This window comes from Pseudomonas sp. BNK-45, from assembly GCF_047456255.1.
Lineage (GTDB): Bacteria > Pseudomonadota > Gammaproteobacteria > Pseudomonadales > Pseudomonadaceae > Aquipseudomonas.
Map to the genome: position 1 here is coordinate 6,135,651 of NZ_CP179909.1, position 14,146 is coordinate 6,149,796.

Below are 14,146 nucleotides of genomic sequence, written 5' to 3' on the forward strand. Positions count from 1 at the left end.
CCGCCTCCCCGGCTCAGGCCGTCATGTGCAGGACCGTGGCAACGGCACTGGCGCCCTCGCCCCGACTCAGCGATCCGGCATGGCGACGCTCCAGGCGATGCACCTCCTGCAGCAGATTGCCCAGCAGCTCCCGCCCCTGCGCGGTAAAACCCGGTGCGGCGGCGAAATCCGCCTGCGCCTTGCTCAAACCCCGCAGGATGAACAGCAGGCGTTGCTCGGCCCGGCGCATCTCCTGCGCCGGACGGTCGCGAACCCGTTCCAGGTACTTGACCAGGGCGATGTAGACATAAAAGGCATGAAAGTACCCGTACAAGTCGCGCTGCTGCCCCGACCAGGGCAGGGTGTACAGGACCTCCCGCGAAGCCTGGGGCTCGACCACCGCGGCGACTTCGACCACGTTGTACAGCAACTGGTGGGTCGCCTCGTGCACCAGCGACTCCTCCAGATCGAGTATCGAGTTGTCTCGGCTCGACAGCAGGATCACCCCGGTATAGCGGGACGCGGAGCAACTGCGAAAACTGCCGTCGGGCAAGTAGCACACGGCCTTGACCAGCACCTGCCACTGTTCATGACAGGCCGGCCAGGTGTGTTTGATCCGCTGCAGGGCAAGTTGCATGACATCGCGAAAAAACGCTTTGGAATAACCCGCGCGCTCCAGCTGACGCCGGGTCGCCTCGTCTGGTGGGTAGTCATAACTGGGGGGCGTGACCTGCGTGATCAGCGGATCGACATCGAAGCGATACACCGGCGGGCACTGTTCATCGGGCCGTGCCTGCTGCGCAGCTTCAATCCGTTGCAGCACTTGGGGAAACTCCAGCAGCCTGGCCTTGACCTCGCTGTCATCCAGGGTCTTTCCAGTCAATAGATAGTTGACATCGCGAAACGTCAGCACACTCCAGATCTGAAATACCGGATGCGCGACCAGTGGATTGCGGACACTTTCCGGCGACAGAATAATATCCAGCGCCTGTTTGAAAAATACTCGCAGCGCAGAATTCGCCGCAAATAACTTTGACAGTTCCGCATATAACGCGACAAACATCGTATAGCGATTCTTCGCAACTTGTTCCTGCAACTGGAGAAAGCGTTGCGGTTCGCTGTCCGCAAGAAAAGTAGTGCCCTTAAACAGCTCGTCGATGGAAAGTTCCGCTTGTTTGCTGTTTACGCTGTCCATGGTTCAACCTTCCCTAAAGTTCACGGCAAGGGCTTGCTCATCGTCAGGCTGGCGACTTCATAGCCCAGCAGTTCATAAAGACGACGCGCCTCAAGGTTGCGACCGAAGACATGCAAACGCATTTCATCACAGCCCCACTCGCGCGCCAGCGACTCACCGGCCAGCAGCGTCTGCCTGGCGTAACCCTGGCGACGTTCGATCGGTTCGATATACAGATCGAGGATGAAGGCAATCCGTCGGGACCCGGTCTGACGTTCGGCGATCCACAGCTCACCCACCGCCCGCCCCGCATGCAGCGCCCGCCACAGGTGGTTGTGCGGACTCAGGCGGCCCTGCGGCAGCAACTGGCGGAACACCTCCGCCGCCTGGAACGATGCCTGCTCCGGCGGCCATTCACCGGCGGCCACCATGCCGGCGGCATACTCCTGCAAGGCTCGCCGGGCGAAACGCTCGAAGTCGGCTTCCTGCATCGACACCAGGCTGATGGACACGGACACGCACTCCACTGTGGACTTGAATCCCGATTCCGGTGTGCCGCCCTGATCCGCACTGAAGGGCGACACACCGGACTGCACACGCCCCGCTCAGTCCATTCGCGCCTGTTGCTGTTGAGTGTCAAAGATCGCCGCGACACCGATCTTGTCGCGAATGGCCGACCCGGCACTGGTCAGTTTTGCCGTATCGATACTTTTCACGGCGCCCACTTCAGTGGCGCTCAAGTGCACGCCGATGCCTTTGGCAGCCGCTTCAGGATCCTGATGCAACTGCGCCGCGAAGTCCTTATCCAGAAGTGCGCGGCCTACTACTGATGCAAGGCGCTCCTGATTGACTTTCGTACTCATGGTATCTCTCCTTATATATTGAAAGCACGATAACAACCTTTCTCCTGACGAAACTTACAACTTATCCCTATCCGCCCTGAGGACTTTCAATATAGCAAGGCAAGTCTGCATTTCCAGCACCGGCAAAGTTTTCGCTTAAACCTTTTTACGATAATAGATAACACCGAATTTAAAGCTTAACTGGCGATTACCCCTATACCTTTTATATAAGTAAGCCACTTGTAGACAATGACTTACAACCAAAGCAATAAACACTTGTCATGAATCTGTGGCGCGCCAGGAATACCGCACAAGGACCAGGCCCCATCGAGCAGCGCGGACAACCCCAGGATTCAACAGGCATCCCGGGGTTGTCGGCGCCCCGGAAGCGAACTCGATAAGTGTTCGTTAATCGCCCAAAACCGCCATTCGCCAATTGATCGCCCCTGGGGGGCAACGCACCATTCCCGGCACCCGAACACACCAATAACAACAGGTTCGATGTCATGCCCCCACGCCCTGCCCGCTCCGGCTGATCCCACCCGCTGCACCTTCAAGGTATTGCACGCTGTCCGCAGATTTGCCGGCAGTGGGTTGCTGCACCCCTAACAATTAGAGAGACCGACACATGAAGCCAATCACCCCGCCACAACACCTTGTGCCCTGCCTTCTGGCGGTGGCGTTGACCAGCCTCGCCCTGCCGGCAGTGGCCGCGGAATCGGGCTTTTTCGAGGACGCCCAGGCCAACCTGAACCTGCGCAACTTCTACATCAACCGCAACTTCACCAACCCGACCAAGGCTCAGGGCAAGGCCGAAGAGTGGACTCAGAGCTTCATCCTCGACGCCAAGTCGGGTTTCACCCAGGGCACCGTGGGGTTCGGCATGGATGTGCTGGGCCTGTACTCGCTCAAGCTCGACGGTGGCAAGGGCACCGGCGGCACCCAGTTGCTGCCCCTGGACCACGACGGCCGCCCGGCGGACAACTTCGGGCGCCTGGGGGTAGCGTTCAAGGCCCGCTTGTCGCAGACCGAGGTCAAGGTCGGCGAGTGGATGCCGGTGCTGCCGATCCTGCGTTCCGATGACGGCCGCTCGCTGCCGCAGACCTTCCGCGGCGGCCAGATCACCTCCAGGGAAATCGCCGGCCTGACGCTCTACGGCGGCCAGTTCCGCGGCAACAGCCCGCGCGACGACAGCAGCATGAGCGACATGACGATGTTCGGCAAAGCGGCCTTCACTTCCGACCGCTTCAACTTCCAGGGCGCCGAATACGCCTTCAACGACAAGCGCACCCAGGTCGCCCTGTGGAACGCCCAGCTCAAGGACATCTACCGCCAGCAGTTCGTCAACCTGATCCACACCCAGCCTCTGGGCGACTGGACCCTGGGCGCCAACCTGGGCTTCTTCTACGGCAAGGAGGACGGCAGCGCCCGTGCCGGCGATCTGGAAAACCGCACCTGGTCCGGCCTGTTCTCGGCCAAGTACGGCGGCAACACCTTCTATGTCGGCCTGCAGAAACTCACCGGCCCCAGCGCCTGGATGCGGGTCAACGGCACCAGCGGTGGCACCCTGGCCAACGACAGCTTCAACGCCAGCTACGACAACGCCCAGGAAAGATCCTGGCAACTGCGCCATGACTACAACTTCGCCGCCCTGGGAGTGCCAGGCCTGACCCTGATGAACCGCTACATCAGCGGCAGCAACGTGCACACCGCCACGGTCAGCGACGGCAAGGAATGGGGCCGGGAAAGCGAGCTGGGCTACACGGTGCAGAGCGGTACGCTGAAGAACCTCAACCTGAAATGGCGCAACTCCACCATGCGCCGGGATTTCAGCAACAACGAGTTCGACGAAAACCGCCTGATCGTCAGCTATCCGTTGAGCCTGCTGTAACGGCGCATCAGCCCCACAAAAAAGGCCAGCCCGGTGATCGGGCTGGCCTTTTTGTTGGGCCGTGGAACAGGTTACAGGCGCGACTCGGTGCCCAGTTCGTCCCACACCGATTCGGCCAGGTGGAAGGTGGCATTGGCCGCCGGGATGCCGCAGTAGATCGCGCTCTGCATGATCACTTCCTTGATCTCGCCACGGCTCACGCCGTTGTTGGCGGCAGCCCGCAGGTGCAGCTTGAGCTCTTCGTTGCGGTTCATGCCGATCAGCATGGCAATGGTGATCAGGCTGCGGGTGTGCCGCGGCAGGCCCGGGCGGGTCCAGATATCGCCCCAGGCATGGCGGGTGATCATTTCCTGGAATTCCGAGTTGAACTCGTTCAGGGCATTCAGGCTGCGGTCGACATGGGCATCGCCCAATACCGCGCGGCGCACCTGCATGCCGGCGTCATAACGTTGTTTCTCGTCCACGAAGGGCTCCTTGTATCGATGCTCAGGCCAGCAGGAATTCCACGACACGGGCGCTGAACGCGTCGCCGGCCTGGACGTTGGACAGGTGCGCGGCATAGAACTCGGCGTACTCGGCGCCGGCCACGTGCTGCTCGATGAAATGACCGCCGGAGGGTGGGGTCACCGCGTCGTCACTGCCGGAAATCACCAGGGTCGGTACCTTGATCGCCCCCAGTTGCTCGCGGAAATCCGCATCGCGCACCGCCGCGCAGTTGGCGGCATAGCCCTGGGGCGAAGTGGCGGCGAGCATGTCGGTAATCAGCTTGGCCTGGTCAGGGTGGGCTTGGGCGAAGTCGGCGGTGAACCAGCGGGCGATGGAGGCGTCACGCAGCGCCACCATGGCCGCCGGGCCGTCACGCAGCACGGTCTCGATCCGCGGGTTCCACACCGAGGGCTCGCCGATCTTGGCCGCGGTGTTGCACACCACCAGTTTGTGCAAACGCTCGCCGGCGTTGATCCCCAGCCACTGGCCGATCAGGCCGCCCATGGACAGGCCGCAGAAATGCGCACGCTGGATATCCAGGGCATCCAGCAACGCCAGCACATCCCGGCCCAGTTGCTCGATGCTGTAGGGCCCCTCGCTCACCAGCGAAAGACCATGGCCGCGGGTGTCCATGCGCAGCACCCGGAAGTGCCGGGTAAAGGCCGCCATCTGCTTGTCCCACATGCGCAGATCGGTGCCCAGGGAGTTGGACAGCACCAGTACCGGCGCGCCCTCTGGTCCTTCGAGTTGATAGTGCAGATCGCCCTCGGCGAGTTTCACGAATCCCACAGCAGTCTCCTTCAGGCCTTCAAGGCAAAATGTTCAGCCACGGCGCGCTCGACCCAGGCCTGGGCCTGACCGAGGTAATGCGCCGGATCCATCAGACGATCCAGCTCTGCCGCCGACAGCTCGGCGCAGACCCGGGCATCGTCCGCCAATACCTCGCGCAGATGGCGTTGTTCCTCCACCGCACGCTTGCAGCATTGTTCCAACAGGTGATGGGCGGTTTCCCGGCCCAGGCGCTGGGCCAGTTCAATGCTCACCGCTTCGGCCAGGACCAGGCCCCGGGTCAGGTCGAGGTTGCGCGCCATGCGGGCGCTGTCGACCTGCAACCCCTCGGCCACCAGCAAGGCTTGTTGCAGCGCCCCGGACACCAGGCAGCAGATGTCCGGCAGGGTGTCCCATTCGGCGTGCCACAGGCCGAGACTGCGCTCGTGCTCCTGGGGCATGGCGGTGAACATTGTCGCCAGGAGGCCCGGAACCCGGGTCGCGGCGCTGATCAGTACCGCCGCGCCCACCGGGTTGCGCTTGTGCGGCATGGTGGACGAACCGCCCTTGCCCGGCGCAGCAGGCTCGAAGACTTCCGCCGCCTCGGTCTGCATCAGCAGGCTGATATCGCGCCCCAGCTTGCCCAGGCTACCGGCCAGCAGGCCCAGCACCGAGGCGAACTCCACCAGACGGTCGCGCTGGGTGTGCCAAGGCTGTTCCGGCAGGCGGAGCTGCAGTTCCTCGGCCAGGGCCCGGGCAATCGGCAGGGCCTGCTCGCCGAGGGCCGCGAGGGTTCCGGAGGCGCCGCCGAACTGCAGCACCAGCAGGCGCGGCTTGAGTTGTTGCAGGCGCTCGCGGCTGCGGGTCACCGCCCCCAGCCAACCGGCGATCTTCATGCCCAGGGTCACCGGCGTCGCGTGCTGCAGCCAGGTTCGGCCGGCCAGGGGCGTGTCGGCATGACGCGTGGCCTGGGCCGCCAGAAGGTCCCCCAGGCGCAACAGGTCCTGCTCCAGCAACTGCACGGCGCGGCGCAGTTGCAGCACCAGCCCGCTGTCCATCACGTCCTGGCTGGTGGCTCCCAGGTGCACATAGCGTTCGGCCTCACCATCGCTGCGGGCGATCTGCTTGCCCAGGGCCTTGACCAGGGGAATCGCCGAATTGCCGGCCGTGGCAATCGCCTCTCCCAGGGCCTGGAAATCATAGAGTTGCGCCCGGCAGGCCGCCTCGATCGGGGCCACGGCACGCTGCGGGATCAGCCCGACCCGCGCCTCGGCGCGGGCCAGGGCCGCCTCGAAGTCGAGCATGGCCTGGACCCGCCCCTGGTCGCAGAACACTCCGCGCATTTCCCGGGCAGTGAAGTAGGCATCGAACAACTGGTTGCTCGCAGTCAGGGTCATAAACAGTCCTTAGCAAGCCTGCGCCCGGCTCGGGCGCAGGCACACAGGTCAAAGATCGTGGTGCAGGTAGGCCGCCTGCTTCGGCAGGCGCAGGCTGAACAGGAAGGCTATCGCCATCATCGCCGTGACGTACCAGTAGAAGGTGTTTTCCATGCCCATGTTCTTGAAGTTCAGGGCCACCCATTCCGCCGAGCCACCGAAGATCGCATTGGCCACCGCATAAGCCAAGCCCACCCCCAGCGCGCGCACCTGCGGCGGGAACATCTCGGCCTTCACCAGGCCGCTGATGGAGGTGTAGAAACTGACGATGGCCAGGGCCAGGGTGATCAGCACAAAGGCCAGGAACGGACTGGTGACGGTCTTCAGGGTCAGCAGGATCGGCACGGTGAACAGGGTGCCCAGGGCGCCGAACCAGAGCATGGAATTACGCCGGCCGATCTTGTCCGCCAGCATGCCGAACAGCGGCTGCATGCACATATAGAGGAACAGCGCGCCGGTCATGATGTAGCTGGCGGTCTTGGCATGCATGCCCGCGGTGTTCACCAGGTACTTCTGCATGTAGGTGGTGAAGGTGTAGAAAATCAGCGAGCCGCCGGCGGTGTAGCCCAGCACGGTGATGAAGGCCGCCGAGTGATTCTTGAACAGCGCGGCGACGCTGCCGGCGTCCTTGTTCTCGCGCATCTCCTTGCTGGTGGTTTCCTTCAGCGAACGCCGCAGCAGCAGCGAGATCAGCGCCGCGATGGCACCGATCACGAACGGAACGCGCCAGCCCCAGGCCTTGAGCTCGGCCTCATCGAGAAACTGCTGGAGAACCACCACCACCGACACCGCCAGCAGTTGCCCGCCGATCAGGGTCACGTACTGGAAGGAGGCGAAGAACCCGCGCTGGCCCTTGAGCGCCACTTCACTCATGTAGGTGGCGGTGGTGCCGTACTCGCCGCCCACCGACAGGCCCTGGAACAGGCGCGCCACCAGCAGCAGGAACGGCGCCCAGGCACCGATGCTGGCGTAGGTCGGCAAAAAGGCGATGACCAGGGAGCCGGCGCACATCATCAGCACCGAGATCATCATCGAGTTCTTGCGCCCGTGGCGGTCGGCAACCCGGCCGAACAGCCAGCCACCGATGGGCCGCATCAAAAAGCCGGCGGCGAACACCCCGGCGGTGTTGAGCAACTGCACCGTGGGATCGTCGGAGGGGAAAAATGCCGGGGCGAAGTAGATGGCGCAAAAGGCATAGACGTAGAAGTCGAACCATTCCACCAGGTTGCCGGAGGAGGCACCGACAATGGCAAAGATCCTTTTGCTGCGCTCCTCTGCGGTGTAGTGACTTGTGCTTGTTGTCATGATTTTTCACTCGTGGGGGACAGTGTGAGTCTAGACACACCTGGCAACACTCCCGTTCCCTACGGGACATGGGCCCTATGGTTCTGCCTGTAGCCGCTGCCGAGCCACGGCGAGGCTGCGAAAGGCCGGGCCGCGTTCGGTACGCAGGGCCTTGCTTGGCACTCTCTCGCCAAACTCGCCGCAACCGCGTCCCTTCGGGCCGTTCGCAGCCTGCGGCAGCGGCTACACCGTGCTCCGGCTCAGTAATCGAAGAACACCGTCTCGGCGTCGGTCCCCTGGAGAATCACGTTCCACTGGTAGTGACCGGCGGCATCGGCCCTGGCCAGCAAGGTGCCGCGGCGCTCCGCAGGCACGCAGGCCAACAGCGGGTCGGCGGCGTTGGCCGGCTCGCCGTCGAAGTAGATGCGGGTCAGCAGGTGCTTGACCAGGCCACGGGCGAACACCAGCACCACCAGGTGCGGCGCCTGGGTCGTGCCCTTGAGGCCCGGCACCGTGCCCGGCTTGATGGTGGTGAAGCGAAAGCGCCCTTCGGCGTCCACCGGCACCCGGCCAAATCCCTGAAAGTGCGGGTCCAGGGGCTTGTCCTGCTGATCTTCCGGGTGGCGGTACTTGCCGGCGGCATTGGCCTGCCAGACCTCCAGCATGGCGTCGTTGACGAAGTTGCCGTTGCCGTCCACCACCTGGCCGGTGATCGCCACCCGCTCGCCCCGAGTGCCTTCCTCGGTCAGGTCTTCGCGGTTCAGCCAGGTCAGGCCGATGTGGTAGTAGGGGCCGACGGTGTGGGAGGTAGTCGCGGTCAGGGTCATGTCATTTCTCCATCGGCGTGGCATCGCGGCCGCGCAGGACGATGTCCCAACGGTAACCGAGGGCGTAGGAAGGGATGGTTTTCTCCAGATCGAAACGGGCGATCAGGCGTTCCTTGGCGCGGGTGTCCGGCACGCAGTTGTAGATCGGGTCATATTCCAGCAGCGGGTCGCCGGGGAAATACATCTGGGTCACCAGGCGGGTGAGGATGCTCGGGCCGAACAGCGAGAAATGGATATGCGCCGGACGCCAGGCATTGTGGTGGTTGCCCCAGGGGTAGGCGCCGGGCTTGATGGTCTGGAACTGATACCAGCCGTCGGCATCGGTCACGGTGCGCCCGGTGCCGGTGAAGTTCGGATCCAGCGGTGCATCGTGCAGGTCGCGGTCGTGGTTGTAGCGACCGGCGGCGTTGGCCTGCCAGATCTCCACCAGGATGCCCGGCACCGGCAGGCCGTTTTCGTCCAGCACGCGGCCGTGGATGATGATCCGCTCGCCCTGGGGCTGGCCTGCGTGCTGCGCGGTCAGGTCGTTGTCCCGTTCCTGGATCGATTCGGCGCCGATGCTCGGGCCGGTGATTTCCGACAGCGAATGGGGCAGGAACACCAGCGGCTTGGACGGCGAGCGGGTGTTGGTCGACTGGTAGGCCGGGTGCAGATAATCAGGCTGAGTGCCCGCTTGCGGGCGCCGGTAACCGGGCTTGTCACTCATGGTGGTTCCTCGTTCTCTTCTTGTATAAGGCAGGCAGTCAGACCCGCTCGATGGCCAGCGCCAGCCCTTGGCCGACACCTACGCACATGGTGGCCAGGCCTTTTTTACCGCCGCTCTTTTCCAGCTGATGCAGGGCCGTCAGCACCAGGCGCGCACCACTCATGCCCAGTGGATGGCCCAGGGCAATGGCGCCGCCATTGGGGTTGACCTGTGGCGCATCGTCCGCCAGGCCCAGCTCGCGCAGCACCGCCAGGCCCTGGCTGGCGAAGGCTTCGTTGAGCTCGATCACGTCGAAATCGCTGACCGCCACGCCCAGGCGTTCGATCAACTTGCGCACCGCCGGCACCGGGCCAATGCCCATCACTCGCGGCGCCACTCCGGCGCTGGCCATGCCCAGCACCCGCGCACGCGGGGTCAGGCCGTGTTTCTTGACCGCCTCGGCCGACGCCAGGATCAGCGCCGCGGCGCCGTCGTTGACCCCGGAGGCGTTGCCGGCGGTGACGGTCTTGTCCGGGCCGTTGACCGGCTTGAGCTTGGCCAGGGTTTCCAGGGTGGTGTCGGCACGCGGATGTTCGTCCTGCTCCACCACTGTCTCGCCCTTCTTGTGGGCGATGCGCACCGGGACGATTTCCTCGGCGAAGTAGCCGGCGGCCTGGGCCGCGGCGGTGCGCTGCTGGCTGCGCAGGGCGAAGGCGTCCTGGTCGGCGCGGGACACCTGATAGTCGTCGGCCACGTTATCGGCAGTCTGCGGCATGGCGTCCACGCCGTACTGGGCCTTCATCAGCGGGTTGATGAAACGCCAGCCGATGGTGGTGTCTTCCAGCTTCATGTTGCGCGAGAAGGCGCTGTCGGCCTTGCCCATGACAAAGGGCGCGCGGGACATGGACTCGACACCGCCGGCAATCGCCAGCTCCATCTCGCCGCTGGCGATGGCGCGGAACGCGGTGCCGATGGCGTCCAGGCCCGAGGCGCAGAGACGGTTGAGGGTGACCCCGGGCACGCTGTCCGGCAGGCCCGCCAGCAGCAACGCCATGCGTGCCACGTTGCGGTTGTCCTCGCCGGCCTGGTTGGCGCAGCCGAGGAACACCTCGTCCAGCGCGCTCCAGTCCACGCCCGGGTTGCGCTCCATCAGCGCCTTGATCGGCACTGCCGCCAGGTCATCGGCACGGACGGCCGAGAGGCCGCCGCCAAAACGGCCGATGGGGGTACGAATGGCATCGCAAATGAATACGTCACGCATCAGGCTTCTCCAGGAGCTTGGCCATGGGCCGCGGCGGTGCGCGCTTCCAGGTCACGCAGGGCAGTGAGTTCGACTTCGGTGGGTGCGGCCGTTTCGGCCACGTGCTCGGCGAAACGGATCGCCCAGCCGGTGGCGGCCACTACCTGCTCGCGGGTCACGCCCGGGTGCAGCGAGGTGACGATGAATTCGTGGGTGCCGGCTTCCGGCTCCATGATGCACAGGTCGGTGATGATCCCCACCGGACCGGCGCCGGGCAGGCCCAGGCGCTTGCGCGAGTCGCCACCCTCGCCGTGACCGACGGAGGTGATGAAATCCAGCTTGTCGACAAAGGAGCGGGACGACTGCTTGAGGATGATCAGTACGCTTTTCGCCGAACCGGCGATTTCCGGAGCACCGCCGGCGCCCGGCAGGCGTACCTTGGGCCGGTGGTAATCACCGACCACGGTGGTGTTGATGTTGCCGAAACGGTCGACCTGGGCAGCCCCGAGGAACCCCACGTCGATGCGTCCGCCCTGCAGCCAGTAGCGGAAGATCTCGCCGGTAGGCACCACGGTGTCGGCGGTTTCCGCCAGCTCGCCGTCACCGATGGACAGCGGCAGCACGCTGGGCTTGGCGCCGATCGGGCCGGACTCGTAGATCAGTACCACGTCTGGCGACGAGGTCAGGCGCGCCAGGTTAGCGGCCTTGGAGGGCAGGCCGATGCCGACGAAGCACACCGAGCCGTTCTGCAGGCGACGGGCAGCGGCCACGGTCATCATTTCATTGGTGGAGTAGTTCATTACTTGGCCTCCGAAGCTGCGGCCAGCTTGGCCTGGAATTCGCTGAAGTCGGCACTGCCGCGGATGTATTCGTTGATCCAGGCGGTGAAGGTTTCACGGTCGCGGGCGATCGGATCCCAGGCCTGGTAGAAGCGGTTGTCGCGCTCGGAGTAACCGTGGGCATAGGACGGATGGGCGCCGCCCGGCACATGGCAGACCGCGCTCAGGGCCCAGGTCGGCAGCACGCAGGCGTTCATCGGGGCGTTCAGGTCGTCGACGATTTCCTCGACGGTGACGATGCAGCGCTTGGCGGCCAGGGCGGCCTCTTTCTGCACCCCCAGGATCCCCCACAGCAGGACGTTGCCCTTGCGGTCGGCTTTCTGCGCGTGGATCACCGTGACATCGGGGCGTACCGAAGGCACCGCCGCCAGCACTTCACCGGTGAAGGGACAGGTCACGGTCTTGATCAGCGGGTTGACCTTGGGCAGGTCGGAGCCGGCGTAGGCCCGCAGCACGGCGAACGGCAGGCCCGAGGCACCGGCGACATAGGCGTTGGCCAGGTCGGCGTGGCTGTGCTCTTCGATTTCCAGCGGCTGAGGCCACTGCTTTTCCACGGCATCGCGCAGGCGGTGCAGGGAGCCCACGCCCGGGTTGCCGCCCCAGGAGAAAATCAGCTTGCGAGCGCAACCGGCACCGATCAACTGGTCGTAGATCAAGTCAGGGGTCATGCGCACCAGGGTCAGGTCTTTCTTGCCCTGGCGGATGATTTCATGACCTGCGGCCGTAGGAATCAGGTGGGTGAAGCCTTCGAGCGCGACGGTGTCGCCGTCGTTGACGAATTGCTTCACCGCGTCGTGCAGCGAAAGGATTTCAGCCATGGATGGGGTCTCCCGATTGTTATTCAGCGACTGGAGAAAAAGGCGCTCTGGGCGCGCCGCAGTGACTGAAGATTAAGCGGGAGCCAGACCCCAAACAATCCGATAATCGACTGAGTGTTCGATTATCGAACGCATTGTTGCGTGGCTATCGATTACCGCTCTCCCATCCCGAAACAGCCTTGCGGGTCGGCTAGTGGCCGCCGCCGCAGGCTGCGACGGGGCTTGAAGAACCTTGCGCAGGACCTTGGAACAGCGGGCCCCTCCGGGCCCGCGGGCAGCCTGCGACACTGCCTAGGGGGCGAGATGGCGTCAGGTGGCGTCGGCGTGGCTGACCATGCCCTTGATCACCACGGCGGTGGTGGCCAAGGCCGCCGGAATCACCAGGGCGGTCAGTACCTGTTCGAAGTTCCAGCCCAGGCCCAGCAGGGTCGCCCCCATCCAGGCGCCGAGGATGGCACCGAAACGGCCGATGCCGAGCATCCAGGACACCCCGGTGGCCCGCCCCTGGGTCGGATAGAAACGCGCCGCCAGGGACGGCATCGCCGATTGCGCGCCGTTGACGCACATGCCGGCGATCAGCACCAGGGTGGCGAGCAGGGTGATGTTGCCCAGGCTTTGCCCCACGGCGTAGGCAAAGACCCCGGCCAGCAGGTAGAAACAGCCGATCACCTTGTGCGGATTGAAACGGTCCATGGCCCAGCCCACGGCTACGGCGCTGAGCACCCCGCCGAACTGGAACAGGGCGCCGATAAAGGCGGCCTGCTCCATGCTCGCCCCGCTGTCCCGCATCAGGGTCGGCAGCCAGCTGGTCAGCAGGTAGACAATCACCAGGCCCATGAAATAGGTCAGCCACAGCAGCAAGGTGCCCACGCTGTAAGTGCCGGAGAAGATCACCGCGAACACGTTGCGCGCCTTCACCGTCTTCTGCTCGGGCACGCTGAAACTGCCGGCCTCGCCGACGATGGCCGGGGCGATCGGCGCCAGGGTCTTGCGCACCCTGTCGGTGCCGCGATTGCGCACCACCAGGTAACGCGCCGACTCCGGCAACCAGACCACCAGCACCAGGGCCAGGATCAACGGCAGAATTCCGCCAATCAGCAGCAGGCTGTGCCAGCCGAAGGCCGGAATCAGCTTGGCGGAAATGAAGCCACCGCCGGCCATGCCCAGGTTGAAACCGCAGAACATGCTGGTTACCAGCAGCGATTTGTGGCGCTCGGGGGTGTATTCCGACAGCAGCGTGGTGGCGTTGGGCATGCCCGCCCCCAGCCCCAGGCCCGTGAGAAAGCGCAGGACCAGCAACTGATCGACATTGGTGCTATAGGCCGACGCCAGGCTGAAGGCGCCGAACAGCAGCACCGCCCCCACCAGCACCACCTTGCGCCCGAAACGGTCGGCCAGGGGTCCAGAGCCCAGGGCGCCGAAGACCATGCCGATCAGCGCGGCGCTCATCACCGGGCCGAGGCTGGCGCGGTCGATGCCCCAGTCCTGGGACAGCGCCGGGGCGATGAAGCCCATGGCCGCTGTGTCCAGGCCATCGAGGAAGACAATCAGAAAACACAGGATCACCACTCGCCACTGGTAACGGGACAAGGGTTGGGCATTGATGAAGGACTGCACATCAAGGCAGTTCCCTACAGCGGATTGAGGTTGGTTCATTGTTGTTATTTCCACACTAAAACGCAGGCGAGCAAAGGCCGCCAAGGGCTGATCAGGTCACGTAGAAAGGGTGGAGTAAATCAGGCGACTCGGGCGGGACGGCAGGAACGGTCACGGCAACGACGCAGGGAGAGCATGCTCATGAGTTGGCCTCTTCATTATTATTGGACGGGTCATCGGCGCAGACCGGCAATGCCGGCTGGCCGCCGATGACGCTGCCG

At 64.3% G+C, this 14,146-nt stretch carries 14 protein-coding genes; 1 reads left to right on the forward strand and 13 read right to left on the reverse strand.

What is annotated here, in order from left to right; all coding sequences use genetic code 11:
- Positions 1-13: 13 nt before the first annotated feature.
- The 3 genes from ACMGG8_RS27825 to ACMGG8_RS27835 form a co-directional block, all read right to left on the reverse strand.
- Entirely contained in the window at positions 14-1,174 is a 1,161-nt protein-coding gene (locus tag ACMGG8_RS27825) for an aKG-HExxH-type peptide beta-hydroxylase (protein WP_060842668.1), read from the reverse strand.
- 20 nt (positions 1,175-1,194) lie between these two features.
- Positions 1,195-1,665 carry a GNAT family N-acetyltransferase gene (locus ACMGG8_RS27830; protein ID WP_414158807.1) on the reverse strand — a complete coding sequence of 157 codons (471 nt, stop codon included), beginning with the start codon at positions 1,663-1,665 and terminating at the stop codon, positions 1,195-1,197.
- A 93-nt stretch (positions 1,666-1,758) separates the two neighbouring features.
- Entirely contained in the window at positions 1,759-2,016 is a 258-nt protein-coding gene (locus ACMGG8_RS27835; RefSeq protein WP_016965124.1) for an Os1348 family RiPP precursor, read from the reverse strand.
- Positions 2,017-2,623: 607 nt separating this feature from the next.
- Here ACMGG8_RS27835 and ACMGG8_RS27840 point away from each other — a divergent pair.
- A complete protein-coding gene (locus ACMGG8_RS27840; RefSeq protein WP_060842667.1) occupies positions 2,624-3,886 on the forward strand; it encodes an OprD family porin in 1,263 nt (420 codons plus the stop codon).
- Positions 3,887-3,957: 71 nt separating this feature from the next.
- Here the strand turns inward: ACMGG8_RS27840 and pcaC are convergent, their stop codons facing one another.
- The 10 genes from pcaC to ACMGG8_RS27890 form a co-directional block, all read right to left on the reverse strand.
- Positions 3,958-4,350, reverse strand: a complete 393-nt coding sequence (gene pcaC, locus ACMGG8_RS27845; protein WP_060837883.1) for a 4-carboxymuconolactone decarboxylase — start codon at positions 4,348-4,350, stop codon at positions 3,958-3,960.
- A gap of 22 nt (positions 4,351-4,372) precedes the next feature.
- Positions 4,373-5,161, reverse strand: coding sequence for a 3-oxoadipate enol-lactonase (gene pcaD, locus ACMGG8_RS27850; protein ID WP_060842666.1), 789 nt, complete (start codon positions 5,159-5,161; stop codon positions 4,373-4,375).
- A gap of 11 nt (positions 5,162-5,172) precedes the next feature.
- On the reverse strand, positions 5,173-6,537 hold the full coding sequence (locus ACMGG8_RS27855) for a 3-carboxy-cis,cis-muconate cycloisomerase (RefSeq protein ID WP_060837881.1): 1,365 nt from the start codon (positions 6,535-6,537) through the stop codon (positions 5,173-5,175).
- 48 nt (positions 6,538-6,585) lie between these two features.
- The gene (locus ACMGG8_RS27860) at positions 6,586-7,881 is read right to left on the reverse strand and encodes an MFS family transporter (protein ID WP_060837880.1); all 1,296 of its coding nucleotides are present in this window, start codon (positions 7,879-7,881) and stop codon (positions 6,586-6,588) included.
- A gap of 239 nt (positions 7,882-8,120) precedes the next feature.
- Complete coding sequence (gene pcaG / locus ACMGG8_RS27865) at positions 8,121-8,687, reverse strand: protocatechuate 3,4-dioxygenase subunit alpha (protein WP_414158808.1); 567 nt, start codon at positions 8,685-8,687, stop codon at positions 8,121-8,123.
- Between the two features lies 1 nt (position 8,688).
- Positions 8,689-9,393 (reverse strand): protocatechuate 3,4-dioxygenase subunit beta, encoded by a 705-nt coding sequence (gene pcaH, locus ACMGG8_RS27870; RefSeq protein ID WP_060837878.1) that lies wholly within the window; start codon positions 9,391-9,393, stop codon positions 8,689-8,691.
- A gap of 37 nt (positions 9,394-9,430) precedes the next feature.
- Positions 9,431-10,636, reverse strand: a complete 1,206-nt coding sequence (gene pcaF / locus ACMGG8_RS27875) for a 3-oxoadipyl-CoA thiolase (protein WP_173655930.1) — start codon at positions 10,634-10,636, stop codon at positions 9,431-9,433.
- Positions 10,633-11,412 (reverse strand): CoA-transferase subunit beta, encoded by a 780-nt coding sequence (locus ACMGG8_RS27880; RefSeq protein ID WP_060837876.1) that lies wholly within the window; start codon positions 11,410-11,412, stop codon positions 10,633-10,635. The genes pcaF and ACMGG8_RS27880 overlap by 4 nt, the downstream gene beginning before the upstream one ends.
- Complete coding sequence (locus ACMGG8_RS27885) at positions 11,412-12,269, reverse strand: CoA transferase subunit A (RefSeq protein WP_060837875.1); 858 nt, start codon at positions 12,267-12,269, stop codon at positions 11,412-11,414. Before ACMGG8_RS27885 ends, ACMGG8_RS27880 begins: the two co-directional genes overlap by 1 nt.
- Before the next feature lie 309 nt (positions 12,270-12,578).
- A complete protein-coding gene (locus ACMGG8_RS27890) occupies positions 12,579-13,925 on the reverse strand; it encodes an MFS transporter (protein ID WP_060837874.1) in 1,347 nt (448 codons plus the stop codon).
- Positions 13,926-14,146 lie beyond the last annotated feature (221 nt).

Excerpts from the sequence above, each read along its gene's own strand:
- ACMGG8_RS27825 (WP_060842668.1), bottom strand. The coding sequence starts at position 1,174 with ATGGACAGCGTAAACAGCAAACAAGCGGAACTTTCCATCGACGAGCTG.
- ACMGG8_RS27835 (WP_016965124.1), bottom strand. The coding sequence starts at position 2,016 with ATGAGTACGAAAGTCAATCAGGAGCGCCTTGCATCAGTAGTAGGCCGC.
- ACMGG8_RS27840 (WP_060842667.1), top strand. The coding sequence starts at position 2,624 with ATGAAGCCAATCACCCCGCCACAACACCTTGTGCCCTGCCTTCTGGCG.
- ACMGG8_RS27855 (WP_060837881.1), bottom strand. The coding sequence starts at position 6,537 with ATGACCCTGACTGCGAGCAACCAGTTGTTCGATGCCTACTTCACTGCC.
- ACMGG8_RS27860 (WP_060837880.1), bottom strand. The coding sequence starts at position 7,881 with ATGACAACAAGCACAAGTCACTACACCGCAGAGGAGCGCAGCAAAAGG.
- pcaG (WP_414158808.1), bottom strand. The coding sequence starts at position 8,687 with ATGACCCTGACCGCGACTACCTCCCACACCGTCGGCCCCTACTACCAC.
- pcaH (WP_060837878.1), bottom strand. The coding sequence starts at position 9,393 with ATGAGTGACAAGCCCGGTTACCGGCGCCCGCAAGCGGGCACTCAGCCT.
- ACMGG8_RS27880 (WP_060837876.1), bottom strand. The coding sequence starts at position 11,412 with ATGAACTACTCCACCAATGAAATGATGACCGTGGCCGCTGCCCGTCGC.
- ACMGG8_RS27885 (WP_060837875.1), bottom strand. The coding sequence starts at position 12,269 with ATGGCTGAAATCCTTTCGCTGCACGACGCGGTGAAGCAATTCGTCAAC.
- ACMGG8_RS27890 (WP_060837874.1), bottom strand. The coding sequence starts at position 13,925 with ATGAACCAACCTCAATCCGCTGTAGGGAACTGCCTTGATGTGCAGTCC.